General features: G+C 70.1%; 26 protein-coding genes and 1 tRNA gene. 11 read left to right on the top strand and 16 right to left on the bottom strand.

What is annotated here, in order from left to right; all coding sequences use genetic code 11:
* Nucleotides 1–54 precede the first annotated feature (54 nt).
* The 3 genes from ACFVU2_RS02940 (at nt 55) to ACFVU2_RS02930 (ending at nt 1,343) form a co-directional block, all read left to right on the top strand.
* Entirely contained in the window at nt 55–387 is a 333-nt protein-coding gene (locus ACFVU2_RS02940; RefSeq protein ID WP_387870760.1) for a hypothetical protein, read from the top strand.
* 125 nt (nt 388–512) lie between these two features.
* On the top strand, nt 513–1,184 hold the full coding sequence (locus tag ACFVU2_RS02935; RefSeq protein ID WP_387870758.1) for a DUF2510 domain-containing protein: 672 nt from the start codon (nt 513–515) through the stop codon (nt 1,182–1,184).
* A gap of 70 nt (nt 1,185–1,254) precedes the next feature.
* Nucleotides 1,255–1,343 (top strand) — tRNA-Ser (locus tag ACFVU2_RS02930).
* Nucleotides 1,344–1,827: 484 nt separating this feature from the next.
* Here ACFVU2_RS02930 and ACFVU2_RS02925 read toward each other — a convergent pair.
* From ACFVU2_RS02925 to ACFVU2_RS02915, 3 genes are all read right to left on the bottom strand, one after another.
* Nucleotides 1,828–2,688, bottom strand: a complete 861-nt coding sequence (locus ACFVU2_RS02925; protein ID WP_387870756.1) for a hypothetical protein — start codon at nt 2,686–2,688, stop codon at nt 1,828–1,830.
* Nucleotides 2,688–3,539: a hypothetical protein gene (locus ACFVU2_RS02920; RefSeq protein WP_387870754.1), complete on the bottom strand. Its 852-nt coding sequence runs from the start codon at nt 3,537–3,539 to the stop codon at nt 2,688–2,690. The genes ACFVU2_RS02925 and ACFVU2_RS02920 overlap by 1 nt, the downstream gene beginning before the upstream one ends.
* 594 nt (nt 3,540–4,133) lie before the next feature.
* Complete coding sequence (locus tag ACFVU2_RS02915) at nt 4,134–4,727, bottom strand: TetR/AcrR family transcriptional regulator (RefSeq protein ID WP_387870751.1); 594 nt, start codon at nt 4,725–4,727, stop codon at nt 4,134–4,136.
* Between the two features lie 97 nt (nt 4,728–4,824).
* On the opposite strand from ACFVU2_RS02915, the gene ACFVU2_RS02910 reads away from it, so the two are divergent.
* A complete protein-coding gene (locus ACFVU2_RS02910; RefSeq protein ID WP_387870749.1) occupies nt 4,825–5,253 on the top strand; it encodes a DUF6069 family protein in 429 nt (142 codons plus the stop codon).
* A gap of 24 nt (nt 5,254–5,277) precedes the next feature.
* On the opposite strand, the gene ACFVU2_RS02905 is transcribed toward ACFVU2_RS02910, so the two are convergent.
* The gene (locus ACFVU2_RS02905) at nt 5,278–5,850 is read right to left on the bottom strand and encodes an NADPH-dependent FMN reductase (protein WP_387870747.1); all 573 of its coding nucleotides are present in this window, start codon (nt 5,848–5,850) and stop codon (nt 5,278–5,280) included.
* 51 nt (nt 5,851–5,901) lie between these two features.
* Entirely contained in the window at nt 5,902–6,843 is a 942-nt protein-coding gene (locus ACFVU2_RS02900; RefSeq protein WP_387870745.1) for a ketopantoate reductase family protein, read from the bottom strand.
* Between the two features lie 91 nt (nt 6,844–6,934).
* On the opposite strand from ACFVU2_RS02900, the gene ACFVU2_RS02895 reads away from it, so the two are divergent.
* Complete coding sequence (locus ACFVU2_RS02895; protein ID WP_387870743.1) at nt 6,935–7,483, top strand: TetR/AcrR family transcriptional regulator; 549 nt, start codon at nt 6,935–6,937, stop codon at nt 7,481–7,483.
* 27 nt (nt 7,484–7,510) lie between these two features.
* On the opposite strand, the gene ACFVU2_RS02890 is transcribed toward ACFVU2_RS02895, so the two are convergent.
* The 3 genes from ACFVU2_RS02890 to ACFVU2_RS02880 form a co-directional block, all read right to left on the bottom strand.
* Complete coding sequence (locus ACFVU2_RS02890) at nt 7,511–8,947, bottom strand: DUF1254 domain-containing protein (protein WP_387870741.1); 1,437 nt, start codon at nt 8,945–8,947, stop codon at nt 7,511–7,513.
* A gap of 61 nt (nt 8,948–9,008) precedes the next feature.
* The gene (locus ACFVU2_RS02885; protein ID WP_387870739.1) at nt 9,009–10,328 is read right to left on the bottom strand and encodes an MFS transporter; all 1,320 of its coding nucleotides are present in this window, start codon (nt 10,326–10,328) and stop codon (nt 9,009–9,011) included.
* A 51-nt stretch (nt 10,329–10,379) separates the two neighbouring features.
* Nucleotides 10,380–11,405, bottom strand: coding sequence for an aldo/keto reductase (locus ACFVU2_RS02880; protein ID WP_387870736.1), 1,026 nt, complete (start codon nt 11,403–11,405; stop codon nt 10,380–10,382).
* Between the two features lie 168 nt (nt 11,406–11,573).
* Here ACFVU2_RS02880 and ACFVU2_RS02875 point away from each other — a divergent pair, with 168 nt between their 5' ends.
* Nucleotides 11,574–12,164, top strand: a complete 591-nt coding sequence (locus ACFVU2_RS02875; RefSeq protein WP_387870733.1) for a TetR/AcrR family transcriptional regulator — start codon at nt 11,574–11,576, stop codon at nt 12,162–12,164.
* Here ACFVU2_RS02875 and ACFVU2_RS02870 read toward each other — a convergent pair whose 3' ends face one another.
* A complete protein-coding gene (locus ACFVU2_RS02870; RefSeq protein ID WP_387870730.1) occupies nt 12,165–12,302 on the bottom strand; it encodes a hypothetical protein in 138 nt (45 codons plus the stop codon). It abuts the gene before it with no gap.
* A gap of 98 nt (nt 12,303–12,400) precedes the next feature.
* Between ACFVU2_RS02870 and ACFVU2_RS02865 the strand changes: the two genes are divergently transcribed.
* Nucleotides 12,401–12,841: a MerR family transcriptional regulator gene (locus tag ACFVU2_RS02865; protein WP_387870728.1), complete on the top strand. Its 441-nt coding sequence runs from the start codon at nt 12,401–12,403 to the stop codon at nt 12,839–12,841.
* Nucleotides 12,838–13,818 (top strand): NAD-dependent epimerase/dehydratase family protein, encoded by a 981-nt coding sequence (locus ACFVU2_RS02860; RefSeq protein WP_387870725.1) that lies wholly within the window; start codon nt 12,838–12,840, stop codon nt 13,816–13,818. Before ACFVU2_RS02865 ends, ACFVU2_RS02860 begins: the two co-directional genes overlap by 4 nt.
* A 61-nt stretch (nt 13,819–13,879) precedes the next feature.
* Here the strand turns inward: ACFVU2_RS02860 and ACFVU2_RS02855 are convergent, their stop codons facing one another.
* From ACFVU2_RS02855 to ACFVU2_RS02840, 4 genes are all read right to left on the bottom strand, one after another.
* Nucleotides 13,880–15,289: a DUF1524 domain-containing protein gene (locus tag ACFVU2_RS02855; protein WP_387870722.1), complete on the bottom strand. Its 1,410-nt coding sequence runs from the start codon at nt 15,287–15,289 to the stop codon at nt 13,880–13,882.
* A 119-nt stretch (nt 15,290–15,408) separates the two neighbouring features.
* Complete coding sequence (locus ACFVU2_RS02850; RefSeq protein WP_387870720.1) at nt 15,409–15,840, bottom strand: VOC family protein; 432 nt, start codon at nt 15,838–15,840, stop codon at nt 15,409–15,411.
* A 24-nt stretch (nt 15,841–15,864) separates the two neighbouring features.
* Nucleotides 15,865–17,202 (bottom strand): hypothetical protein, encoded by a 1,338-nt coding sequence (locus ACFVU2_RS02845; RefSeq protein ID WP_387870718.1) that lies wholly within the window; start codon nt 17,200–17,202, stop codon nt 15,865–15,867.
* Nucleotides 17,203–17,286: 84 nt separating this feature from the next.
* A complete protein-coding gene (locus ACFVU2_RS02840; RefSeq protein ID WP_387870715.1) occupies nt 17,287–17,865 on the bottom strand; it encodes an RNA polymerase sigma factor in 579 nt (192 codons plus the stop codon).
* Between the two features lie 137 nt (nt 17,866–18,002).
* Between ACFVU2_RS02840 and ACFVU2_RS02835 the strand changes: the two genes are divergently transcribed.
* The 3 genes from ACFVU2_RS02835 (at nt 18,003) to ACFVU2_RS02825 (ending at nt 20,042) form a co-directional block, all read left to right on the top strand.
* The gene (locus tag ACFVU2_RS02835) at nt 18,003–18,437 is read left to right on the top strand and encodes a VOC family protein (RefSeq protein WP_387870713.1); all 435 of its coding nucleotides are present in this window, start codon (nt 18,003–18,005) and stop codon (nt 18,435–18,437) included.
* A 5-nt stretch (nt 18,438–18,442) separates the two neighbouring features.
* Nucleotides 18,443–19,084 carry a winged helix-turn-helix transcriptional regulator gene (locus ACFVU2_RS02830; protein WP_387870710.1) on the top strand — a complete coding sequence of 214 codons (642 nt, stop codon included), beginning with the start codon at nt 18,443–18,445 and terminating at the stop codon, nt 19,082–19,084.
* 64 nt (nt 19,085–19,148) lie between these two features.
* Nucleotides 19,149–20,042 (top strand): DUF5996 family protein, encoded by an 894-nt coding sequence (locus ACFVU2_RS02825; protein WP_387870707.1) that lies wholly within the window; start codon nt 19,149–19,151, stop codon nt 20,040–20,042.
* Nucleotides 20,043–20,309: 267 nt separating this feature from the next.
* On the opposite strand, the gene ACFVU2_RS02820 is transcribed toward ACFVU2_RS02825, so the two are convergent.
* From ACFVU2_RS02820 to ACFVU2_RS02810, 3 genes are read right to left on the bottom strand one after another with little or no spacing between them, the layout of a single operon-like run.
* Entirely contained in the window at nt 20,310–21,218 is a 909-nt protein-coding gene (locus tag ACFVU2_RS02820; protein ID WP_387870705.1) for an acetylxylan esterase, read from the bottom strand.
* Nucleotides 21,215–21,835 (bottom strand): SGNH/GDSL hydrolase family protein, encoded by a 621-nt coding sequence (locus tag ACFVU2_RS02815; protein ID WP_387870702.1) that lies wholly within the window; start codon nt 21,833–21,835, stop codon nt 21,215–21,217. The genes ACFVU2_RS02820 and ACFVU2_RS02815 overlap by 4 nt, the downstream gene beginning before the upstream one ends.
* A gap of 20 nt (nt 21,836–21,855) precedes the next feature.
* Nucleotides 21,856–24,090, bottom strand: a complete 2,235-nt coding sequence (locus ACFVU2_RS02810) for an alpha-galactosidase (protein ID WP_387870700.1) — start codon at nt 24,088–24,090, stop codon at nt 21,856–21,858.
* Between the last annotated feature and the right edge of the window lie 84 nt (nt 24,091–24,174).

Below are 24,174 nucleotides of genomic sequence, written 5' to 3'. Positions count from 1 at the left end.
GGTGCGGGCCCCTCCGCACCCGCAACGACTCACCTCTCGGGATAGGTTCGGGGCATGGATGCTCCCGTGCGGTACTGCCCGAGCCGGAACCGCGGGCGGCACTGCACCCGACCGGTCGGGCATCCGGGGCTGCACCGCCATGGTGGTGCGATGTGGTCGGACGCGTCCGCTGACCCGGACGGGTGCCCCGGGTCGGGTGAGCCGGGCCGACCAGCCCCGGCCCTGCCGGACGGCTTCCCCGGCGGGCGCGCCCTATGCGAGCGCTGCCTGCGCTTCATCGCCCTCGACCCCGCGGGCCGTCTCGTGGAGCACGGCACGACCGATGCCGACGAGCCGGACGCCGAGGTAATCCGCAGACGCGAGTGGTTCAACACCCACGGCTGGTGATGAGCCATGGACGGTGAGCCGCGTATTCCAGGACGCCTCGCCGACGTGGTCCGCGAGCGGTCAGAGGTTCGCGAGATAGGGTCGCGGGAGCGGCCGGAGCCGGTCGCGGGATGGAGGCGCGCACGATGACCGACGCGAACGGGACTCCCGGCGGAGTCGCTCCCGGCTGGTATCCGGACCCCTACGGGGCGGCGCCCCAGCGCTGGTGGGACGGGACGCAGTGGACCGCGCAGGTCTCGCAGCCGGCCGTGCCGCAGCAGGCCGTTCTCCATGCCCAGTACCAGGCTCCCGTGCAGGGCCCGCGCCCCGCGCTGAACCCGGCGACACCGGTCGGCACGGTCTGGATCTGGCTCGTCGTCCTCCTGCCGCTCGTGAGCATCGCCCTGCTGCCGCTGGTCCGCTTCGACTTCCACTACACCCTCGACTCCGGCCAGCTCGACAGCACCTCCCTCGCGAACCCGTTCTCGATGTTCGGTCCGTGGTACTTCGTGCTGATCGCGGTCGGCTGGCTGACCTACGCCGTGACCGTCGTCTGCAGCTGGCTCGACCACCGCGAGCTGACCCGCCGCGGTGTGGTGCGGCCGTTCCACTGGGCGTGGTCGTTCCTGAGCTCCTTCGTCTACGTGATCGGGCGCACCGTGATCGTCCGCTCCGTCGCCGACCGTCGCGGGATGGCGCCCCTGTGGGCCATGATCGCCGTGACCGTGCTCTCCTTCGTGGTCGCGACGATCTGGAGCATCATGCTCGTCACCGGCGCGGTGAACGACTTCTCCCGCCTCGCCTACTACGGAGCCTGAGAGACCCGTGTCCGTGGTCGCCGCTCGCGTCCGTTATGATGGCTGTCGTGCGCCTGCTCGCAGGCGCCCAGGAGACGTCGCATAGTTCGGCCTAGTGCACCACCCTGCTAAGGTGGAGTCCCCGTAAGGGGACCGAGGGTTCAAATCCCTCCGTCTCCGCGGATAAATCTGCTGGTCAGAGGCTCCTTGTGGTGCCAGATTTGACTAAAGCCCCACAAAAGCCCCACAGCTCACCCCGTAGATCCGCGCCATTACTGGGATCTGGCGAGAGCCGAGCGCCCACAACTGGACGAAGCTGTCGACATCGAATCCGTGTCGATGAGATCGGGCCACCCCATCCCGCGCTAAATGAGCGCCCGAGGGGACTTGATACCGTTCCGCAATAGGTCTCGCTCGATCCATGCGATGATCGCGATGTGAACCACTCGCCGCCGGCACGGGCTGATGTCAACGTTCACGCTCGAACGGCCGTGAACGGTTCAGGCCTGGAGATCCTGCGCCTCTCCCAGAATTTGGACGATGGAGCGAGCAAGTGCTTTGCGGTGACGGTCGCTCGCGCGGGCGCCATTGTTCAGGTCGAAGGCGAACCAGCGGCGAGGCGCTGGCTGCGCGGATGCCAATTGAGTGGACCGAGTAGTAGTCGCTAGAGCTTGCCCACTCGCAGGTCATCCTTCAACCAGTCCGTGACGCGGTCTCGCACGGTCGATTCGTCCTCAAGATTTACGGACTTGTAGATCATGCCGATGAAGTCGGTAGGCATCTTGTCAATGGAGCCGTCCCTCAGTAACGCGCATCGGCGGCCGGTCATGATCATCGCTCCAACCTCGATTAGCAGGTTGTGATTCAGACCGCGCTCAAGTCGATCTTCGAAGAACCCTATTCCATACCGACATCCCCACATATGGGCGGTGACGTTCGACCACAGGTCATCGGTGATTGCGCGGTCGGACGCCAAATGGAACTCCAAACCGAATTCCGCGCAGACGTCCTTGGCGACCGCCAGAGCCCGCCCGACCGGGTCCTTCGTCCCGGCCTTGGCGTCCGGGAATCGCGTCATTCCGAAGACGTTGGTGTCGAAGGGATGGTCGGCTAGAAAACCGCGAAGTGGCTGGACCAACGCGGGCGGCGCGAGCGTGTAGGGAACGAGTGACAGCTCAGTCTGGCCAAGCACGGGCGCGTTTTCAGAAGCACCCTCTGCCACAAGCGCGACCAGGTCGAGGCCTGAAAGCTTTTCGGCGACCGTCGCCCGACCCAAGGGCGTCACCTTGTAACTTCCGCGACCGCTAACTGCGGCCAGCAGTTTCTTAGTCCTAAGCGAGGCAAATACGTTGCTGATCTTCACCGGCGCAGGCAGGGCGAAATCTTCGAAAAGCTGACCGACCGCGGCCGGAGTGACGATGCTGGCGTCCGCTCGATCCGCCGCCAGAGCAGCCAAGACAAGAGTCTGCACCTGCAACTCCAAGCCCTGCAGGCGCAAAGCGACAGGATCATGACCGCTGGCCATTACACCTCAGCCTTCGTGCCAACGGCCTTCACGTATTCGGCCCCGCTGTCGGTGACTCGAATGGAGTTGTCGCTTGTCGACTTGTAGGCATAGCCAGGGTTCTTCGCGGCCCGGAACGCAGCGTTTACGTTTCCGCTGGGGATCGGCGTTCCGATGCGGTCTGAGATGTACGAAATCTCTTTGTTGCTGAGGCCGTCGCGCCCATGCATCTCTTTCATGTAGAGGACAACCCACAGCAGCCGGTCCTTCTCCAGCTTCATCTTCGAATAAGGGGGATAGCCGTCCAGCATCGGATGGAAGGCGTCGATCCCCGCGAGGGTTTCAGGGACTGCTGACTTCGCGGCAGCCTTCTTCGTGGTGCGGGCACGGCCTCCGTTTGACGCCTTCGGGAACGTAAATCCACCGTCGAGGACAGCGGAAACCTTGTTGGTGAGGTAGTACTCCCCGGGGTCGGCTTCAGCGATCCAGCCTGATGCGATCGCGGCGCTCATGTCGCGAGAGAAGTTGGCGGGTGCCGTCTCGCGGGCGCGCCGGAACTGGGTCTTCACGTCCTCAACCTTGAAAGTCTCGCCTCCATCCTGGAGGACGTAGGCGGCGAGGGCAACGATCTTCTCCGGGTTCTTCTTAGCTCCAGAGATGTCCAGGGCCTCACGAGCGTTTTCGAGCCCGTTGGCCTTTGCCTGCTTACGCGCACCCAACGAACCGGGCTGATCTGCCGACGTGCCGAGAGAATCCGGCGAGCTGCCGCTCGAATTGAGGAAGGAAATGATCTGAGCCGCCTGGGCGATCGTGATCTCATCGGAGTAGACGACCCTGCCCGTGATCTCGATTCTTGTAGAAATGTCTGTCATATATACATTGTAGCATGCATTGGTACATTGGGTATCGAAGTGCGACATCGCTACTTTCGAAGACATCGTCACGATTGGCTTCCTCCTCCTACTCTTAGGAGCGACCGTCATCTTCTCCGGGTTGGCACTGTTCCCGCGGACTGCCGAATCCGAAAACCGGTTTGCCTGGCCGTCGGTGGCCAAACGCTTCAACTCACCCCGCCCCGTCCCGGCTCTCACCATCGATGAGGCTTGGGCGCAGGCGCACCAACTCGCGAGGATTGCGCAAGTCAAGTACCGGTACTTCAGGCTCGCCCTGCTGATGTTCTGCTTTGTGATCGTTGATGTCGCCACTGCGGGGCTCCCGCCTGTGTAGGGCCGCCGCGCAGGCAGGCGCGGCCTGCCCGCGACGTAGTTCGTTCCGCCCTGCCGATTCGTGGAGAAGTTCGCCGCAGCTACCGGGAGAGCAGGCAACTTCCGGTCAGCTCACCCGCAACTTCTGAGCGCGTGGAAACAATCCGCGTCGTTGATGGGATCGTGATGGAACACTCCTATCGCGATCCTTTATCTGACGCGTCACCAGCTCCATTTCTCCGGCGCACGTCGTCCGGTCGATCAGGCCGGAGGATGCCGCAGAGCAGGGAGGACGACGAAGTCGACCAGTTCTAGCAGCTCGGCGGGGTCCAGGTCGCGCTTGCGGAGGACGACGCTGCCGAAAGCGGCGGTCGGGACGATCCCGGCCACCAGCGCGACGGGCACGGTGGATGGCACCAGGCCGCGCGCGATCCAGCGCTCGATGACCTCGATCAGCGCTCGGACGGGCGGCTGGCCGACGTCGCGATAGGCGGCCTCGTACAGGTCGGGATCGGTGCCGATCGCGGTGAGCATGCTCGCCAGGACGCGCCCGGAGCGTCCATCCGAGCCGGTGAAGTGCGACGCCGCTGCGAGCAGGTCCCCGCGCAGCGATCCCGTGTCGGGCGCCTCGGACGCAACCTGGGATGCGCGGACCGCGGCGACGATCAGGTCGACCTTGGTCTCCCAGCGGCGGTAGATCGCGGACTTGCCGCAATGAGCCCGATCAGCGACCGCGGCGATGGTGGTGCCGCTGTAGCTCGTTTCGATCAGCAGGTCCTGCGTCGCCTCGAGGATACGGCCCTCGAGCTCCTCGACGCGGGGTCGACCGGACAGACGGATGGAGTCGGTGGCCATGAGATCAGTATTGCCTATTCCGGGTTTCGGCGGTACCGTAATCGAATACGGTACCAATCGGAACCGTAATTACCACGACTCGAAAAAGGAGCACGTCATGGCATCCTCAGCAGTCACCCCGGTCCCGTCCCTCTCCCTGCCGCGCGCGGCCGGCATCCTCGTCGCGGCCGTCGCGGCGGCCATCGCTGTCAACGCGCTGATCGCCGCCATCGCCGTGGCACTCGGCGTGCCGGCCACGTACGGCCCCGTCACTGTTCCGGCGTACGCGTCCATGACCGTCCTCGGGCTCGTCGTGGGCTGGGCGGGCTGGCGATTCATCTCCCGCCGCGCCGCCGATCCTCGTCGTGCCCTGGCCATCGCGGTGCCGATCGTGCTCGTCGCGTCGTTCGTGCCCGATGTGCTCCTCGCCGTCACCCGCTTCATCCCGGGAACGACCGTGGGCGCCGTGCTCGCCCTCGGCCTGATGCACGTCACCACCGCGGCGATCGCCGTTCCCGCCTACGTGCTCGCGTCGCGCCCGCGGTAGTCGCCGGCTCGGGCACCGGCCGAGTCAGGTGTCGAACTCCGCCCGGACCGGCGCCAGTGCACGGGCGAGCGTGGCGAGTTCGTCGAGTTCGTGCGAGAGGATGCTCAGCTCCTTGTCCTGCGGATGGAAGACCCCGTCGACGACCTGCTTGCCCCCGAACGTCAGCTCCACGTTCGCCCCGACGCGGACCAGACCGAGCCCGGTGATGGTCGGAAGCAGGCCGACGACTCCGCGCGTGCCACTCGAGACTCCGCCGTAGCTGACGAAGCCGACGGGCTTGCGCCACCATTCCTTGTTCAGATAGTCGAGGGCGTTCTTCAGTGCGGGCGAGTAGCTGTAGTTGTACTCGGGGGTGACGAAGAGGAACGCGTCGGCGGCGGCGACTCGTCTGCTCCACGCCACGGTGTGCGGCTTCGTGTACTGCATGAGCCGCGGGTGGTTGGGCTCGTCCATGAACGGGAGGGCCAGCTCGCGCAGGTCGACGAAATCGATGTCGAATCTGCCCGTCTTATCGGCTTCGTCTCTCACCCACTCGGCGATCGGGAGTCCGACGCGGCCCTCACGGACGCTTCCCACGATGATCATCAGCTTCGTCATACGGGCAGCAAGCTCGGGTCCCGTCCGGAAATTCCCCGCCCTCGAGCATTCTCACGCTCCCTCAGCCGGCTGCGCCCCAGCCGCACCCTTGAGCCGCGGGACCTGAACCCCCAGCCGCCGTGCTGCGTCGATCGCATCCCGGAGGACCGCGCGCGGTTCGGCCGCATCCGGGTCGGTGTGCATGGCCAGACTCTCGTTGGCGATCGGGATGTGCGCGGTCGTCCAGGCCATGACGGCGGCCACCGGCCCGGGCCGGCGGAACGGGAGGGTCGCGCGCCGGTGACGGCGGAGGTCGACGCCGCGCGCCTCGACCACCGGCAGCAGCTCCTGGGCGGTGAGCAGCGCGTCGCGGAACGCGGTGCGGTCGCCGATCATCGCGGCCAGCCCGCCGTGGACGCGGCCTTGGGCGTGCATCCCGGCGTCCGCGGCGAAGTGCAGCAGCAGCCATCCGCGCATGTCCTTCTCCTCCCGGATCGAGAAGCCGGCGGAGCGGAAGGCTCCCTGTACCGCGAGCTCGCGCGGGCTCGGCGCGCTGCCGGCCGTCCCGACGATCACGGGACGGAGCAGCGCGCCGTGCAGGACGCCGTCGTCGGTGAATCCACCGCCTCCCTGCGGGAATCCGAACACGACCTGCTCCGCAGGAATCGGCGCGATGGCCGAGAGGGGTTCCTCCCACACGTTGCCGAAGACCAGCAGGGTGGCGTCGCCGAGGCGCGGGGCAAGGAACGCCGCGGCGTCGACGAGTCGGTGATGGCCGACGCTGAGGACGACCAGGTCGTACGCGTCGGAGGGGTCGAGGTCGTCGCGCAGCCGGGTCGGCGCCGTCTGCTGCACCCGGCGCCCGAGGGGTGCGCGGCGGGCATCCAGGACGTCCATCCGGACCTCGCTGCCGTACTCGACCACACGGCCGGGCCGGACGAAGTACTCGACGTCGTGCCCGGCGGCCTGCAGGGCTTGGCCGTAGATCGTCGCGATCACGCCACGACCGAACATCAGAATCCGCATATCCGCTCCCGCCAAAAGTGGAGATCATCTCCGGATGCTACGATATGGAGACTGTCTCCGATTGTCAAAGGGAGGGTCGATGCCCGAACCGAAAGCCCTGAGGGCCGATGCCCGCCGCAATCGCGAGGCGATCGTGGCGGCCGCTCGCACCGTGTTCGACGGCGACGAGCAGCTGCGCTTCGACGACTTCGCGACGCGGGCAGGGGTGGGGGTGGGCACCCTCTACCGCCACTTCCCGACGCGCGAGGCCCTCGCCGCCGCCGTCTATCAGGACGAGACCCTGGCCCTCTGCGAACGGGCGCGCGCGTCGACGGGACCGGCGGTGGAGGCGCTCGACGGCTTCTTGCGGGGGTTCGCGGACTACGTCGTCGCGCACGCGGCGCTGGCGAAGACGCTCGCCGCCCTCGTGGCCCCGGACGTCCAGGCGGAGGGCGGCACCGAGCTGGAGCGCACGGTCGCCGACCTGCTCGCGCGCGGCGCGGCCGAGGGCGACATCCGCGACGACGTCCTTCCCGGCGCGGTGATGGTCGTCCTCCACGGCATCGGATCCGCCTCCGACCGCCCGGACTGGGCGGTGGAGGCACGCGGCGCCGTGCAACTGCTCATCGACGGGCTGCGGAGGGGCTGAGGCGCGGCCCCTCACCGCGCCAGACCCTCACTCCGCCTGTACCTCCGGAAGCCGCCACGACTGGTCGAACCAGGGCTCGAGCGGACCGTAGAGGCGCACCATCGGGAACCAGGACTTGCCGGGCGTGGTCGGGATCCAGTTGGACTCGGCGCCGGCGGGAGCGGTCGGGCCGAACCAGAGGACGTGCGAGCCGTCGGCTTCGGGGACGACCGTGCCGCTGAGGCTGGAGAGCGCTGGGTAGTCGGTCGACTGGAGGAGCGAGCGGGTCTGGGTGTCGTAGATGTCGACCGACCAGAAGTTCTTGGCGGGCGGGTTCGGCGGGATGCGCAGCGAGTACGTGCGCGCGCCGTCGAGCGCATGACCGTCGGCGTCCTCGGCGGTGTAGGCGTAGGCCGAGCCGGCGCCGACCTGCGCGTGGGCCATCGCGGGGGTGATGACGGTCGCGAAGTAGTGGAAGAGGGTGCGGGCGTCGAGGAGGCGGGCACCGTCGCGGGTGAAGTCGTAGGCGCCTCCGACGAACGCCTGCTTCCACGACGAGCCCTCCCAGAAGTAGGACTCGGGGTCGCGCGGCTTGTAGACGAGCGCGCGCGAGATCCCGGCGCCGATCTTCGCGGCCTGGTCGAGGATGCGCCGCTTGCGCTCGTCGGGGCGGAACGGAGTGCCGTGCACGAGCCCGACCGCGGCGAGGAGGCCGGCGCGCTCCGGGTCCAGGGCGGTGACGGGCTCCTCCTGCACCAGCTCGTCGAGCTCTTCGAAGAAGCTGAAATCGTTCGAGTGGACGGTGTTCTGCATGGCGGACGCGATGTTGACGAACGTCGTCTCACGCGGGGCGTCCGCCTCGCTCAGCGGATAGATGCGGGTCTGCTTCATCGCGGGCACGCCGCCGAGCGCACGGAGGACGACCCAGTTGGTGAACGTGGGCGACTCGTAGACGTAGTAGCCGTCCGGGCGCTCGCCCTCCCACCCGGGCGGCAGGAACAGGTACTTGCCTCCCTCGCCGCGGTCCGGCCCGGGGATGCCCATGTCGGCGACGTAGCGGAACCAGAAGTCGTCCACGACGCACAGCGACTGCGGAGGCGACTCGATCACCGTCGGCCCCCAGGCGGCGAGGTCGAGGAAGGTCGACCCGTAGGTGGTCTCGGTGTTGGGGGTGAGGAAGAACGAGCGCGAGTTGCCCCGCGGGTCGGTGTAGCCGATGACGTCGGGGCTGTCCACGCCGACGGAGCGCAGGCCGCGCCGCATGGCGACGAGGGAGGCGCCCGGCACGGCGTTCAGGAACGCCTCGATGCCGCGGATGAGGTCCAGCGAGTCGAAGATGCTCTCGATCGATCCGCTGCGCGGGACGCCGTCGAAGAACTCCCAATCGCCGAACGGCGTCGACAGCGTGTCGGGCGTCCCGACCTGTTCGACGATCGCGGCCAACTCCTCGCTCGTCAGGCCGGCACCGGGCTCGCGTTCGATCATCGGGTTCCTCCTCGGGGTCGTGTCGTCAGCCTCGCCCATCGGCCCGCGGCGCGTCCAGTCCCTATCGCGCGGAAGCACCCACGGGGTCGTGATCCTGCTGGCCCAGCCCGTCCAGCGGGATGACCGCGTTGAGCACGATCAGAGCGACGACCCCGGCCGCGGCGATCGACGCCGAGATCCAGAACAGATGGGGGAGGCCGAGCCATGCAGTGCCGATGCTGCCGACGAACCCGCCGACCGCGGCGTTGACGGCGTAGGCGCTGAGGAACACGCTCGACGCCATCCCGACGCGGGAGGGCTGGAAGCGCTGGGCGACGGTGACGCCCAGCACGCCGAACGTCGCGATCACACCGGCCATGAGCACCTGGCCTGCGATCAGGGGGAGGAGATGCGGCTCGATTGCGTCGGCCGAGGCGTAGCAGGCATGTGCGCCGACGGCCATGACGGCACCCGCGACGAGCACGCGTGCGATGCCGATCCGGTCCGCGATCAGCGCGGCGAGGGGCATGAGCGCGACTTCGACGAGCGGCTGGAAGCCGATGACCGCACCGCGGACGGCGGCGCTGACGTGCAGGTCCCCATCCATGTAGAGAGGGAGGTACGCGAGCTTCACCGTCTCACCGCACATGATGAGCACGTAGATCCCCGTGAACAGCAGCAACGGCACCATCGAGTGCGTACGGTGCGCGAGGGGCGCCGGGAGCGGGGCGGGAACGAGGGCCGGTGCCGGGGGCAGCCCGGCGTCGGGCTCCGGCTCGGCCGCGACGACCTTCGGCCCCGGGGCGGGCACCGCCTTGCCGGCGCCGATCAGGGGCACGATCGAGAGCAGGAGGCTGACCCCGGTGGCGAGCAGCAACGGGCGCAACCCGATCACGGCACCGAGCACCGCGCCGATCACCGGGCCGATGATCCAGCCGAAGGCCATCGCCATCCGCATCGCCGCGACGACCTGGTTGTCGACGGGTGTGGGGCGCCGGGTGAGCTCGTCGCGCACGGTGGCCTGCAACTGCGCGGCGCCCGCCCCGGCGACGCTGAGCAGCAGGATGTTGATCGCGAACGGCATCCACGTCTGGGTGGCCACGGCCATCAGCACCCAGCCGGCGAACCCCGCGAGGGCGGACAGCCGGAAGACGAGCAGCCGCGAACCCGCCCGGTCGGAGAGCGAGCCGACGACGTATCCGGCGATCGGCGCCGCGAGGTTGGTCAGGTAGTACAGACCCGCCAGAGCGTCGGTCAGGTGCAGCTCCCGCACGAGGAACAGCGTCATCTGCGGTGCCGTGACCGAGATCCCGATGCCCGAGATCACGAGGCTGATGAACGCTCCGCGCAGCAGGCGCGAGTGGAGGATGTAGCGCGCGGCAGCGGCGCGGGTGGGCGGCACCGACCGATGGTATCAGAGTGGTCCCATAGTGGACTACTCGTAACGCTCGCGCTACTGGGCCGAGCGTTCCGCGACCGGACGCCGCCGCATGGCTGGGTCGCCGACCTCCGGGCCGCGGTAGACCATGTCCATCGCACCGATGCTCTCGCCGGGCGGGATGATCGCGTCGATCCGGTCGAGGATCTCGTCCGACAGCGTGACGCCGATGCCGGCGAGGGTGTCGTCGAGCTGCTCCATCGTCCGGGGGCCGGCGATGGCCGAGGTGACACCGGGGTGGGCGATGACGAACGCCATCGCCAGGTGGGTGAGCTTCACGCCGACCTCGTCGGACAGCGCGACCAGCTCCTCCACGGCGGCGAGCCGGCGCTCGTCGCGGAAGTGGCGCATCCCGGTGCGGGTCGAACGGAAGTTGTCGTTCTCCTGGCCGGCGCGGTAGCGGCCGGTGAGAGTGCCTCCGGCGAGCGGGCTGTAGACGAGGGTCCCCATGCCGTACCGCTGCGCGACAGGCAGGATCTCGCGTTCGATCTCGCGGTCGAGCAGGGAGTAGTTCGGCTGCTCGGTGCGGAAACGCTCGAAGCCCCGCCGCTCCGACATCCACTGCGCCTCCACGATCTCGGAGCCGCGCATGGACGAGCTGCCGATCGCACGCACCTTGCCCTGCCGGACCAGGTCGGTGAGCGCCGAGAGCGTCTCGTCGATATCGGCCTCGGTGTCGGGGCGGTGCAGCTGGTAGAGGTCGATGTGGTCGGTCTGCAGGCGGCGGAGCGAGCGTTCGACGGCTTGCATGATCCAGCGACGGGAGGCGCCGCGGTGGTTGAGGTCGTCGTCGACCGGGCCCCAGAACTTGGTGGCGAGCACGACGTCGTCGCGGCGTCCCTTGAGCGCCTCACCGACGACCTCCTCCGAGTCGCCGTAGCGGTCGGCGGTGTCGACGAAGTTGATGCCGGCGTCGAGCGCGCGATGGATGATGCGCACGCCCTCCGCCCGGTCCGGGTTGCCGAGCGACCCGAGCATCATGGCGCCGAGGGCGTAGGGGGTCACCTGGATGCCGGTGCGGCCGAGGGTTCGGTACTGCATGGTGTCTGCTCCTGACGGATCGAGATCGTGGCACCGAGAGGTCGGGGTGTCTTATGATCGTGTAATCGGAACAATGCTCCGGTTCAAGGATCACCTTAACCGGAACGATGTTCCGTTTACAAGACGACTGTACCCGGGCGCCGTCCCGAACACCAGAGGAGCCCCACGATGACCGACTCCGCAGTGCGCCCCCGCCGGGCGGATGCGCGGCAGAACGTCACCGCCCTCGTGGAGGCCGCCAAGACGGTCTTCGCCGCGTCCGGCGTCGACGCGCCGGTCCGCGCCATCGCCGAGAAGGCCGGGGTCGGGGTCGGCACGCTGTACCGGCATTTCCCGCTGCGATCAGACCTGATCTCGGCGGTGTTCCGGCATGAGATCGACGCGTGCGCCGATGCGGCGACGGAGATCGAAGCCGCGTTCCCTCCCGGCGAGGCGCTGGACCGCTGGATCATGCGCTACACCCAGTTCGTCGCGGCGAAACGCGGTCTGGCCTCCGCCCTCCACTCGGGCGACCCCGCATACGAGCCGCTCGCGGAGTACTTCGCCACCCACCTGGCACCGACGCTCGAGCGGCTTCTCGCCGCCGCGACGGCCTCGGGAGACGTCGTGCAGCAGGTGGATGCGAGCGAGTTCCTGGGAGCGGTCGCCAACCTCTGCCACGGAGGCACCCCGGGCAGTGCGGGCACGTCCCCGCGCGCCGAGCGCATGGTCAGGCTGCTACTCGCCGGGCTGCGGTCGCAGGCTCGCGAGACGCTGTAGTCAGCCCGCCTCCTCCTCGGTCTCGAGCTGCTCGTCGCCGTCGACCGACGTGTCGTCGGTCTCGGTCGCGGCGATCGCGGCGTCGGCCTCGGCCTGCGCCTGCGCGATCGCCTCCTCCTCGCGCTTGTGCCTGCTCATGTTCGCTCCCCTTCGCCGCTGCCGACGATAGTCGCGCGAACGCCCGGGTGAAAGGCGGGGCTTGACCTCAAGCGCTTGAGGTCTGTTCTGATGGGGTCATGATCACGTTGGCCATCCAGGACGTCTCCCGGCAGAGCGGGCTCAGCGAACCGACCCTGCGCTATTACGAGGAGGTCGGCCTGCTCGGGCCGATCGCCCGGGACGCCAGCAGCGGGCACCGCCGCTACCGTGAGAGCGATCTCGACGAGGCGCAGGTGCTCGCCTGCCTGCGGGCCATGGGCATCGGCATCGACGACATGCGCACCTACCAGCTCAACCGCCGGCGAGGCCGAGCCGCGGCGGGGGAGCAGCGGGACATCCTGCTGCGCCATGCCGACCGGGTGGAGGAGCAGATCGCCACGCTGCGTGTGCACCTCGACTACCTGCGCGTGAAGTCCGCACTCTGGGACGCCCGTGATCGTGACGACGCCTCCGCCGAGGCGGAGGCGCACGCCCAGCTCGAATCCATCCTTCCCCGACTCGAGGAGACCTTCCGATGACCACGACGCCCACCATCCTCATCACCGGCGGCACCGGCTATCTCGCCACCCGGCTCATCGCCGACGTGCTCGCCACCGGCGCCGACGTGCGCACCAGCGTGCGCTCCCTCGACCGGGAGGGGGAGGTGCGGGAGGCCGTGCGCCGGGCGGGCGTCGACGATGCGGGGCTCTCGTTCGTCGCCGCGTCGCTCACCGCCGACGACGGCTGGAGCCCGGCACTCTCCGGCATCACGGACGTGTATCACGTCGCCTCGCCGATGATCCAGATGGCGGACCCGGACGAGGTCGTCGTCCCCGCCCGCGACGGTGCGCTGCGCGTGCTGCGCGCCGCCCGCGACGCCGGCGCGCGCCGCGTCGTGCTGACATCGTCGTTCGCAGCGGTCGGCTATTCGCCGAAGCCGGTGCGCGACTACGACGAGTCCGACTGGACCGACCCGGCGACGCCCGGTCTCCCGGCCTACCCGCTGTCCAAGGCGGTGGCCGAGCGTGCCGCCTGGGGCTTCGTCGAGCGGGAGGGCGGCGACCTCGAACTGGCCGTGATCAACCCGACCTGGATCGCCGGTCCCACCCTGACGGCCTCCGCCCGCTCGTCCTTGGCGTTGTTCACCGGGATGCTCGACGGCACGATGACGGCTGTGCCCCGGCAGCGGTTCGGGATCGCGGACGTGCGCGACGTCTCGGCGGCGCACCTCGCGGCGATGGCCACCCCGGAGGCGGCCGGCAAGCGCTACCTGGTGCTCGCGGACGGACCGACGATGACCTTCCTCGACGTCGCGAACGTGCTGCGCGCCGAACTCGGCGACCTCGCCTCCCGCGTGCCGACGGCGGAGCTGCCCGGCGACGAGCCGGCGCCGCTGGTCATCCACAACGAGCGCGCGAAGGCCGAGCTGCGGCTGCGCCCGCGGTCCGCGACGGAGACCATCGTGCAGACCGCGGAGAGTCTCCGCGACCTGGGGCTGCTCGCGCCCGCCCGCTGAGGGGCGTCAGTCGAGGTCGGCGAAGTCGATCGAATCCATGACCGGTGCGTGCGTGGGGCCGCTATTCGCAGGCGATTCCGTCGCCGTCGCGGTCGAGCTTGCGTGAATAGCCCGGCTGGCCGGCATAAAGAGGTGCCTTGCCTGCGGCCCGAACCGCGTCACAGTTCTGGTAGTAGGCGTCCGGGGCGGGTGCCGGTGCCGGTGCCGGGGGAGCCGGTGCGGGTGCTGGTGCCGGAGGAGCCGGTGCGGGTGCTGGTGCCGGCGGAGCCGGTGCGGGAGCGGGCGCGACGGTCGGCGTCGGTTCGGGCGCCTTCGGGGTGAAGGAGGACGACACGGCAGGCTGGTCCGTGCATCCGCCGAGCACGCGGGCCATGGCATCGTGCTCGGCCGTCGTCACCCACAGGCCGTACGTGGCCTTGACCGAGATCTGCCGCGCCACATACTCGCAGCGGAACGACGTGTTCTTCGGCAGCCAGGTGGCGGCGTCGCCGGAGGACTTCTGTTCGTTGGACTTCGCGTCGACCGCGATCAGGTTGAGCGGGTCGTTCGCGAGGCTGATCCGCTGTGCCGGGGTGAGCTGCTGAGCTCCGGTGGCCCACGCGTTCTGGAGCGCGACGATGTGGTCGATCTGGACGAGCGCTGAGGTCGTGCTGCCGCGAACGAAGGCCATGGTGCCGCCGGTGTACTTGTTGTCGAGCGTGCCCGACAGGATCCTGCAGCCGCCCTGCTGCACCGGACTCGTGAGGTCCCGGAGGAGGATGTCGTTCCGGGTGTCGCACTTGTTGCCGTCGACATCCAGCCACGCGGCGCCGAACTCCGCGGTGCGCGCGTACCCGGTCGCGGGCGCCTTGCCCTTGACCGGAATCGTCGCGAGCAGATCGAGGGCCTTCGCCGACGTGGCGCTGTCGTCGGAGATGGCTACCGCTGGTCCGCTGGCGGCCGCGACCACGACGGCGGGGTCCAACGGCTCGTCCTGATCGGTCGGCGCGGGAGTGGGCGAGGCCGCCGGGGTGGGCGTGACCGTCTGGTTCGCCGACACGGCCTGTGAGGGCGGGGTCGGGTGCGAGGCGGAGGAGACGCCGGCCCCGATGAGCAGGAGCACGAGGGAACCGGCCGCTATTCCACCGGCGATCGGGCGCGATTGCGGCAGCCGCGCCCAGCTGCGCCGCAGGGTGATGAGCGTGTAGACCGCGGTTATTCCGGCAACGAGACCGACGAAGGCGAGGAATGTGCCGATGCCGGCCGAAGCCGCCGACAAGCCGAAGATCACCGCGAGGGCGCCTCCCACCCAGGTGCTCGTGGGGATCTTCCGGGCGGTCGCGGTCGCGGTCGCGGTCGGTGCGGGCGGAGCGGGGACGGCGCCAGGCGGGACCGTGTGGGCCGACCAGGCCGTTCCATCCCACCAGCGCATCTCTGCGGTGTTCTCGGGGTTCGGGTACCAGCCTGCGGGAGGGAGTGGGAGCGTGCTCATCGGGTCTTTCTGGGTTCGGGTGAGAGCAGGCTACCCAGGGCCGGACCGAGGCGTCCGCGATTCGCCCCCGGACTGGGGCCGACCGCGCCGGAGAATGTGACGTTGGTTGTATCCCGGCGTCACTGCAGGCAGAACTCGTTGCCCTCGGGGTCGCGCATCATGATCACGAACTCTTCGTAGGGGCCCCAGTTGCCGAGGAGCGTCTTCTCCTCGGTCGCCCCGAGGGCGATGAGGCGGTCGCGTTCGGCCGCCAGCTCCTCCCGCGTCGCCCGGCGGTCGTCGAACGGCGTGATGTCGAGGTGCACGCGGTTGCGCTGCCGCTTCTCATGGCGGTAGCGGGAGAAGTAGAGGCGCTGGTGGCGCGGGTCGCCGTCCCACGCCTCGGAACGGTCGGCGATGGCCTCGTCGTCGAGCCCGGATTCCCGGAGGGCGGCGATGTCCTCGTCGTCCCAGCCGGTGAAGGCGGGGTAGCCCAGCACCTCGCACCAGAAGGCGGCGAGGGCGACGGGTTCATCGGCGTGGAAGGTCACGTTGGCGATGCGCGCGGTCATACGGCGAAGGGTAGCCCAGCCCGCCTACTGGGTCGAGAAGTCGAGCTTGGCGTCGGCGACGGCGACGACCGACCAGGTCCCTCCGTCGGAGTCGGTGAGCTCGTAGGCGGGGACGACGAGCACGCTGCCGTCGGGCTGCCACTGGCTGGCCAGCCCGAGGCGGGCGCTGACGATGTGGACGCGGTGGATGGGCCACGAGAGCGGGGTGCCGGCACGGGGCGCGGCCGGCGGCTGGGTGGCCGGCGGCTCGGCGGCCCCCGTGTCCGTCGGCGGCACCGGATCGGTGGAGACGTCGCCGGCTTCGGCGCGGGCGGCGAGCGGCATCGCGGTCACCTGGGCGCCGAAGCGCGGGTCGGAGAGCCGCTCGAAAGCCTGCTGAGCGCTCACGACGGGGTAGTCGCCGAGGCCCACGATCGGGGCGAGGAAGCCGGAGGCGCTGGCGACTCCCTCGGTCGTCAGCTCCACCGACCAGGCCTGGTCGACGCGCTGACCGTCGACGACCGGCCACGCCTGAGCTGTGCGGGTGAGCGCGCCGTCTGCCGTCTCGGAGGTGTACTCGAACGTCCCGGGGTCTCGCCCGGCCGCGGTGATCAGGGAGCGGAGGGCCGCGACGGCGGCATCCTGTGCGGGGAGCGCGGGCGTGTTCGCGACGCACGGCTCGGCCGTGTCGCCGTTGCTGTCCGTCGTCACGCAGGGCGACGGGTAGAGCTTCTGGTTCGCGTAGTAGAAGCTCAGGGTGCCGTCGAGGCCGACGGTGAGCGAGGGCGCGGAGCCGTCCTGCGGGCCGGCGGTCCACGAGCCGTTCGTGAGTTGCGGGGTCGTGGTGATCCCGAGCGCGGTGGCGAGCGCAGTGACGGTCTTCACGTCGGAGGCGGAGCGCGCGTCGAACGTGTACGCCTTGGCGGTCCCCGCATCGGCGGACAGCCCGGAGGCGGTGAAGCTGTTGCGCCCGAACCTGTAGCGGGCGGCGAGATCGGATGCCGCGCCCGACGCCACCCGGCCTTCGGCGGATCCGGCGTTCGGGACCTGAGCGCCACTACCCGACGATCCGCCGCCCTGGAGCGAGATCGGTGCGGCGGCGCCCCCGGCGAGAGTCGTACCGGCCCCCGTGGTCGTGCCGATGGCGAATCCCGCGCCGCCGACGATCGCGATCGACGCGGCGACGGCGACGAGCGGACGCCACAGCGGGCGGCGACGCCGGCGGCGGGCCGCTGCGAGGTCGGAGACGGGAGCCGTCTCGTCCTCGTCGGCCGTAGCGCGAGCGACGACGCCGGCGACGAAGCCCTCCGAGGGCTCGACGTCGGCGGCCGGGTCGGACGCGCGCAGTCGCGCCAGCGGGTCGAGTTCGTTGTCTTCGGTCATGTCGTCACCCTCCGTGGGAATGCTTCATCAACGTCTATGTGCGGGGGCGCGCGGACCTTGCAGCCGTCGCCGATCCCGCACCGGTCAGAACGTGTGCCGCTCGCCCCAGGCCTCGCGCAGCCGCTTGCGGGCACGCGAGAGGGCGGTGTCGGCGCCCGAGCGGGAGACGCCGAGCACGATGGCGAGCTCTTCGCCGTCGAGGCCCTCCCACGCGTGCAGCAGCAGGATGCGGCGGTCGCGCTCGCCGACGCTGGCGAGCGCCCCGCGCAGCTCGGCGTCGAAGAGGGCGCTCAGCTCCGGATCGTCGGCGACCCGCGAGGTGCCCGTCTCGTGGACCTCCTCCACCGGGAGGTCCACGGTCTTGCGCCGGTGGTTGGCGAGCGTGAACCCGGCCGTGCGGTAGAGCCACGGGAGCACGGCTTCGTCCGGCACGTCGTCGCGGCGGCGCCACGCTGTCGCGAACACGTCGGCCGCGAGATCCTCGGCGTCCTGACGCGGGGCGCGGCGGGCGAAGTACCGCACCACTGCCGTCGAATGCTCGCGCACCACCGCGGTGAACCAGTCGGCGTCGTGGGTGATCGGGCTCGCGTCCGCGGCGTCGGGCATCGCCACCCCCTCGATGGTCTCGGCGTCGACGTCGGCTGCGGTTCTGGCGATCCTCACGTCCTGGTTGTGTCGAGTATCCCGTGGATCTTGCAGGCGGCGGAGAAGTGGGTATTGACGGTCCACTTGTTTTTTGCAAGTATCGGTCTCGACACCACTGGGCGACTCGGCTCAGAACCCCGTCGAAGGAGACCACGATGACCGCGATGTTCGTCAACCTGCCGGTGACCGACCTGGAGCGCGCGAAGGCGTTCTACACGGCGATCGGCTTCACCATCAACCCGCTCTTCACCGACCACAATGCGGCCTGCGTCGTGGTGGAGGAGGACCACAGCTACTTCATGATCCTGGTGCGCGAGTACTTCCAGACCTTCACCGACCTGCCGATCGGCGACCCCGCGGCGAACCCGTCCGTCTCGACCGCGATCTTCCTCGACTCCCGCGACGAGGTCGACACGGCGATCGCCGACGGCGTCGCAGCCGGCGGGTCCGAGCCGCGCCCCGCAGCCGACTACGGCTTCATGTACCAGCGCCAGCTCACCGATCCCGACGGCAACCTGATCGAGTTCGGCTGGATGGACCCGACCGCCGCCCAGCAGGGTCCCGAGGCCTTCGCGAACCAGCAGGCCTGAGGTCCATGGCCGCACGCGACTACGGGCAGTACTGCGGCGTCACGCGAGCCCTCGAGCTCGTGGGCGAGCGCTGGGCGCTGCTCATCATCCGCGACCTGCTCGTCGGGCCGCGCCGGTACGGCGAGCTCGCGGCGGGCCTCCCGCGCATCCCGAGCAACATCCTGGCGGCGCGGCTCAAGGAGCTGCAGGAGGCCGGGATCATCCGGCGGGCGCCGCGCTCACGCATCATCGTCTACGAACTGACGCCCTACGGCCGCGAGCTCGAGCCGGTCGTGCTCGCGCTCGGCACCTGGGGCTTCAAGGCGATGGGCGAACCGCGCGAGGAGCAGATCGTCACCCCCGACTCGATGACCATGGCCTTGCGCACGGCGTTCCGGCCGGCGGTCGCCGCTGCGTTGCCCGCGACCGTCTACGGTGCGCACCTCGGCCCGGCCGAGCTCCTCATCCGCGTCGATGGAGCCGCTCTGGACGTCGCGCGCGGCGACGGCCCCGCCGACCTCGCCTTCGCCGCCGGGCCGGACATCCGCCGGCTCATCTCGGGCGAGCTGCCCCCGGCCCGGGCGATCGAGACGGGCGTGGTCGAAGTGCTGCACGGCCCGGGCGACCTGCTCGACCGCTTCGCAAACACGTTCCACCTGGCGGCCTGACTTCTCGCCGAATTCAGCAACCGCCACGACCGCGCATCCGTCACACTGGTGCACGGAGGTCGTGATGCGGAATCGTGGAGAGTCGTGGCCGTCTCTGGAGGTGGAGGCCTGGGCCTCCACCCGGGAGACGCTGCACATGTGGTTGCAGATCATCGGGAAGCTGCGGATGGTGGGCTCGCCGTTCGTCAACCATTGGTGGCACGTGACGCTCTCGCTCAGCGCGCGCGGTCTGGCGACGGGCCCGATCCCGCTCGACGGCAGCATCCTCGACATCGAGTTCGACTTCGTCGACCACCGGCTCGTCCTGCGGACCAGTGACGGCGGCCGGGAGGAGATCGCGCTGCGGCCCATGACCGTGGCCGAGTTCTACCGGCTCACCTTCGAGGCGCTCGACCGCCTCGGCGTCGCGCTCGAGATCCACACCACCCCGAACGAGGTGGACCCCGCGATCCCGTTCCCGGATGACGAGCAGCACCGTTCGTACGAGCCGGAGCAGGCGCACGCGTTCTGGCGGCAGCTCATCCAGGCCGACGGCGTGCTGCGGAGGCTGCGGGCGGAATACCGCGGCAAGGCGAGCCCCGTGCACCTCTTCTGGGGCGCGCTCGACATCGCGACCACCCGCTTCTCGGGCCGGCCGGCGCCCGTGCACCCCGGCGGCGTGCCGAACTGCCCCGACCGGGTCATGATCGAGGGCTACTGCGACGAGATCAGCAGCTCGGGGTTCTGGCCCGGCGGCGGCCGCGAGGGCGCCTTCTACTCGTACGCCTACCCGGAACCGGACGGCTACGCCGAGACGGCGGTGCCGGCAGGCGCGTATTACGACCGTGCACTGGGGGAGTTCGTGCTGCCGTACGAAGCGGTGCGGGAGTCGTCCGACCCGACCGCGCTCGTCCTGGAGTTCCTGCGCGTCACCTCGACGGCCGCAGCGCGGCTGGCGGAGTGGCCTCAGGAGCGCTGAGGAGTCCCGGAAATGCTGCGCCGCCGGGTCTCATCAGGCGATCCGGGGTCGAGGTGGAATGCGCTGACGTAATGTCGTAGTCTCGTAGTGCAAGGCGCATTAGCGGCTTGAAGTAGGCCTGGCAGTCATCCGGACGGTTCGACGAGCCAGGCTCGCGCATTTAACCGACCAGAACCCGCTTGTCCGCGATCATCGGCTGGACGCGGCGCAACCATTCGCCGCCCCTGTGGCAGCACCAGGCGATCATGTCGCTCACCAGGCCACCGTTCATCCGAACCGGCGCGCCAGCACGGTCAGCGCCGCCTCCCGGTCGGCTGTGCCTCCCGCTTCGTGGCCGGCCCCCGGCCATTCGCGGAACGCGACAGGCGCCGCGTAGGCTCCGGTCGCCGCGCGCGCCGTCTCGGGTGGGCAGATGTCGTCGGCGAGGCCGGCGGAGAGCCAGCCCGGCGCGGTCGCGTGGCGGGCGGACGTGACGCCGTCGACGTAGGACAGGGTGCGGGCCACAGCGGAGGTACGATCGGGATGCTCCTCGAGGTACCGGCGCACCTCCGTCCAGGGGCCTTGCGCCGCGTGCTGCAGCGCGAACGGCGCCGCCGTCAGGAACGGCGCCTGTGCGAGCACTGCGACGAGGTCGGGCACGAGCGCTCCGACGCCGAGCGCGATGCCGCCGCCCTGGCTGTTGCCAATCATCGCGACCCGGGTGGCGTCGACTTCGCTGAGCGAGCGCGCGGCCTCCACGGCGCGGGCGGTGTCGACGAAGACGCCGCGATAGTAGGAGCGCTCGGCGTCGTCGATGCCGTCGAGCAGGTGGCCGGTGCTCCCGCCGCCCTGGCCGTGGGTGTTCACGACGAGGTGCGCGTACCCGGCCGCCGACCAGGTGAGGTCGTCGATCGGGGACAGCCGGCCGGCGCCGTACCCGTTCGCGTGCACGACCGCGGGCAGCGGGTGCGGGCGATGGCGGGGGAGGCGCAGCCACGCGGTGACGGGGCGACCTCCCGCACCGCGGAACGACAGGTCGAACACGTCGGTCGTCGCCAGTCCGGCGTCCACGGGCTCGGCACGGGTCGCGAGGGAGGACCGACGGGCCTCGTCGAGGGCGTCCTGCCAGAACGCGCGGTAGTCGTCCGGGGTGGGCAGGAGCTCGTGGCCGAGGAGCGCCTCGAACGGCGCCGTCATACCGTCGCCTGCCCGTACGCCTCCAACCACGCGTCCGCGATCATCCGGTGGCCGGCGGGGGTGGGGTGGACGCCGTCGGGTGCGACAGCGGGGATGCCGAGCTCGCGCGCCGCGGCGCTCATCCGCTCGTGCAGGGCGATGAGGGTCGCGCCCGAGTCGGCGGCCACCCGGGCGACCGCGGCGCGCTTGCCGTCCAGGTCGTCGAGCCAGCCGAGCCGGCCGGTCGTGGTCGGCAGGAAGAACGGCTCGATGAAGAGGAGGCGCGGCCGGGGCGAGGGGAGGTCCGCCACGAGCCTCCGCAGCGTCGCCTCGAAGTCCTCGGCCGAGGTGGGGTCGTCGCTGTCGAAGCGGCGCCACATGTCGTTGACGCCGACGTAGATCGTCAGCACGTCCGGCTCGGCGGCCAGGACGTCGGCGGCCCAGCGCGCCTCCAGGTCGACGGCGCGGTCGCCCGAGACTCCGGCGTTCCGCACCGTTCCGGGGTGCCCGGCGTACCCGGCGAGGGCGTCCGCCAGCAGGCGGACGTAGCCCTCGCCGAGCGACGCGTGGTCGCTCCGATCGCGCTCGCAGTCGGTGATGGAGTCGCCGACGAAGACGAATCGGGCGAGACGGGACATGGTGCTCCTTCGGCGTCGGGTCAGGGCAGCCGGACGAGGTCGAACAGCATCGCCTGCTGGGGGTCGAGGGTGGGCATGGGCACTCCGGCGGTGGCCAGCACCGAACCGGGGAGGGTGACGCCGTCCGGGGTGAGCGCGGCCGCGATCCAGCCGGGATCGGAGCTCTGGTGTCGGCTCGCGAGACCGAAGTCGTCGCGGACGCGCACGGCGTACCGCGCTCGGGCGTCGAGCCCCGGGAAGCGGACGCGACCGGACTGGCCGCTCGCCGACGTCGCGAGCCGCGCCCAGGTGTAGAGCGCCCTGCTGCCGTCGGCCGCGACGATGCCCGAGAGCACGGTCGTGTCGTCGGCGAGGTCGGCGTTGACGACGCGACCGCTGTGCAGCAGCCCGCGCAGCGCCCGGTAGACCGCACCCCAGCGTGCGATGCGCTCGAGCTCGTCGTCGTCGGCCTCCTGCAGATCCCACTCGATGCCGGCGTGGGCGGTGAGCGCGACGATCAGCCGGAACGAGAGGTCCGTGCGCCGGGAGGTGGTGTGCGAGCGCTCGGCGCCGAGGTGCGAGCCGATGAGCTCCGGCGGGACCAGCATCCGGGTCCAGCGCTCGATCTGCAGGCGCTCGACCGGGTCGTTGCAGTCGGAGGCCCAGATGCGGTCGGTGCGCTCGAGGATGCCGAGGTCGACACGGCCGCCCCCGCCCGAGCAGGTCTCGATCTCGAGGCCGGGGTGCCGCTCCCGAAGGGCGTCGAGCATCCGGTACAGCGCGAGGGTCTGCTCGCGGACCGCCGGTCGGTCGTGGCCGGTCCGGCCGCTCACGGCCTCGGACAGGTCGCGGTTGTGGTCCCACTTGATGTAGTCCACCCCGTACTCCTCGACGATCGCGCTGATGCGGTCGAGCACGAGGTCGTACGCATCGGGGCGGGTCAGATCGAGCACGTACTGGGCGCGTGCGGTGGATCCGAGCCCCTGGTGCGGGCCCAGGACCCAGTCGGGGTGGAGGCGCGCGAGATCGGAGTCGAGGTTGATCATCTCGGGCTCGAACCAGATCCCGAACTGCATGCCGTGCGAGCGGACCAGTTCGACGAGCGGCGACAGCCCCTCCGGCCACACCGACCGGTCGACGTACCAGTCTCCGAGCCCCGCGTTCGCCTGGCGCCGGCCGTGGAACCAGCCGTCGTCCAGCACGACGCGCTCGACGCCGACCCGGGCCGCGCGCTCCACCAGGGCGGAGAGGCGTTCGAGGTCGTGGTCGAAGTAGACGGCCTCCCACGAGTTGAGAGTGAGGGGTCGCGGAGTCGCGGGATGCGACGGGCGGGCGCGCAGACGGCGGTGGAGGCGGTCCGCGATGCCGTCGAGGCCCTCGCCCGACCAGATGAACAGGGCGGTCGGCGCGTCGTAGCGGTCGCCGGCCCCGAGCAGGATCTCGCCGGGGCGGAGCGCCTCTCCGGCGCCGAGGACGCTGGAGAGCGCCCCGGCGCCCTCGGGGAGCCTCTCGACCAGATACTCGGCGTCGCCGCTCCACGCGAGGTGCGCGGCCCAGGCCTCGCCCGTTCCGAAGGCCAGGTCGGCGGTGCCCGCGACGACGAGGAAGGGGGAGTCGTGGCCCGGCTTGCCGCGTCGCGAGCGCCGGACGTGGCTGCCGAAGACGACCGCACCCTTCTGCGGCGCGCGTTCGCGGCACCACTTGCCGGTGAAGTCGAGGATCTCCGTCGCCCGCTCGGGCAGGGGGAGGAGCACGCGGAGGGCGCTGAGGGCGTACGGCGCGTCGGGTGCGTCCGGCGCGTCCGGTCCGTCTGCCGTGTCGGTCGATGCCTCCCTGACGACGGAGACGTCGACGGCGAGCACGCCGAACGGGTCGAGGGCGAGCGACATCGTCGAACGGAGGCCGCTGATCGCGTCGACGAGCTCGAGCTCGATCACGCCGCCCTCGTCGCCGTCCGCGCCGTCGATGCGGTGGCGCACGGCGACGGCGAGCGGGCGCGGCGTGGTCGCGGATCCTGATGCGTGCCCCTCCTGAGCAGGAGTCCCGGCCCAGCCCTCGAACTCGGTGGCCCACAGGCTGAACGCGCGGGCGACGTCCGGAGCGTTGTTGAGCACGGCGGGCCCGGCGGTGACGCGGAGGCTCTCGGCCGCGGCCTCGTCGAGGGGGCCGAGATCGGCGCCCCAGTGCAGCACGCGGGGTACGCGTCCTGCGGCGTCGATGGCGAGGGAAGTGCCTGCAGCGCGCAGCAGGAGAACGGCGCCGTAGCCGTCGAGCATGGGTGGGCTCCTAGCGGGGTTAGTTACTTGACAGTGTCAATTAACCATGCCTACTGTGTGTTCTGCAACCCCCGAGAAGGAAGA

Origin of the sequence: Leifsonia sp. NPDC058194 (assembly GCF_042883605.1) — a bacterium.
Classification (GTDB): Bacteria; Actinomycetota; Actinomycetes; order Actinomycetales; family Microbacteriaceae; genus Leifsonia.
This window is presented reverse-complemented; position numbering and strand designations above follow the sequence as displayed.

Excerpts from the sequence above, each read along its gene's own strand:
- ACFVU2_RS02940 (WP_387870760.1), top strand. The coding sequence starts at position 55 with ATGGATGCTCCCGTGCGGTACTGCCCGAGCCGGAACCGCGGGCGGCAC.
- ACFVU2_RS02815 (WP_387870702.1), bottom strand. The coding sequence starts at position 21,835 with ATGTCCCGTCTCGCCCGATTCGTCTTCGTCGGCGACTCCATCACCGAC.
- ACFVU2_RS02910 (WP_387870749.1), top strand. The coding sequence starts at position 4,825 with ATGGCATCCTCAGCAGTCACCCCGGTCCCGTCCCTCTCCCTGCCGCGC.
- ACFVU2_RS02915 (WP_387870751.1), bottom strand. The coding sequence starts at position 4,727 with ATGGCCACCGACTCCATCCGTCTGTCCGGTCGACCCCGCGTCGAGGAG.
- ACFVU2_RS02835 (WP_387870713.1), top strand. The coding sequence starts at position 18,003 with ATGACCGCGATGTTCGTCAACCTGCCGGTGACCGACCTGGAGCGCGCG.
- ACFVU2_RS02860 (WP_387870725.1), top strand. The coding sequence starts at position 12,838 with ATGACCACGACGCCCACCATCCTCATCACCGGCGGCACCGGCTATCTC.
- ACFVU2_RS02890 (WP_387870741.1), bottom strand. The coding sequence starts at position 8,947 with ATGATCGAACGCGAGCCCGGTGCCGGCCTGACGAGCGAGGAGTTGGCC.
- ACFVU2_RS02830 (WP_387870710.1), top strand. The coding sequence starts at position 18,443 with ATGGCCGCACGCGACTACGGGCAGTACTGCGGCGTCACGCGAGCCCTC.
- ACFVU2_RS02855 (WP_387870722.1), bottom strand. The coding sequence starts at position 15,289 with ATGAGCACGCTCCCACTCCCTCCCGCAGGCTGGTACCCGAACCCCGAG.
- ACFVU2_RS02850 (WP_387870720.1), bottom strand. The coding sequence starts at position 15,840 with ATGACCGCGCGCATCGCCAACGTGACCTTCCACGCCGATGAACCCGTC.
- ACFVU2_RS02875 (WP_387870733.1), top strand. The coding sequence starts at position 11,574 with ATGACCGACTCCGCAGTGCGCCCCCGCCGGGCGGATGCGCGGCAGAAC.
- ACFVU2_RS02935 (WP_387870758.1), top strand. The coding sequence starts at position 513 with ATGACCGACGCGAACGGGACTCCCGGCGGAGTCGCTCCCGGCTGGTAT.
- ACFVU2_RS02920 (WP_387870754.1), bottom strand. The coding sequence starts at position 3,539 with ATGACAGACATTTCTACAAGAATCGAGATCACGGGCAGGGTCGTCTAC.
- ACFVU2_RS02865 (WP_387870728.1), top strand. The coding sequence starts at position 12,401 with ATGATCACGTTGGCCATCCAGGACGTCTCCCGGCAGAGCGGGCTCAGC.
- ACFVU2_RS02925 (WP_387870756.1), bottom strand. The coding sequence starts at position 2,688 with ATGGCCAGCGGTCATGATCCTGTCGCTTTGCGCCTGCAGGGCTTGGAG.
- ACFVU2_RS02900 (WP_387870745.1), bottom strand. The coding sequence starts at position 6,843 with ATGTTCGGTCGTGGCGTGATCGCGACGATCTACGGCCAAGCCCTGCAG.
- ACFVU2_RS02825 (WP_387870707.1), top strand. The coding sequence starts at position 19,149 with ATGCGGAATCGTGGAGAGTCGTGGCCGTCTCTGGAGGTGGAGGCCTGG.
- ACFVU2_RS02820 (WP_387870705.1), bottom strand. The coding sequence starts at position 21,218 with ATGACGGCGCCGTTCGAGGCGCTCCTCGGCCACGAGCTCCTGCCCACC.
- ACFVU2_RS02845 (WP_387870718.1), bottom strand. The coding sequence starts at position 17,202 with ATGACCGAAGACAACGAACTCGACCCGCTGGCGCGACTGCGCGCGTCC.
- ACFVU2_RS02905 (WP_387870747.1), bottom strand. The coding sequence starts at position 5,850 with ATGACGAAGCTGATGATCATCGTGGGAAGCGTCCGTGAGGGCCGCGTC.
- ACFVU2_RS02895 (WP_387870743.1), top strand. The coding sequence starts at position 6,935 with ATGCCCGAACCGAAAGCCCTGAGGGCCGATGCCCGCCGCAATCGCGAG.
- ACFVU2_RS02810 (WP_387870700.1), bottom strand. The coding sequence starts at position 24,090 with ATGCTCGACGGCTACGGCGCCGTTCTCCTGCTGCGCGCTGCAGGCACT.
- ACFVU2_RS02880 (WP_387870736.1), bottom strand. The coding sequence starts at position 11,405 with ATGCAGTACCGAACCCTCGGCCGCACCGGCATCCAGGTGACCCCCTAC.
- ACFVU2_RS02870 (WP_387870730.1), bottom strand. The coding sequence starts at position 12,302 with ATGAGCAGGCACAAGCGCGAGGAGGAGGCGATCGCGCAGGCGCAGGCC.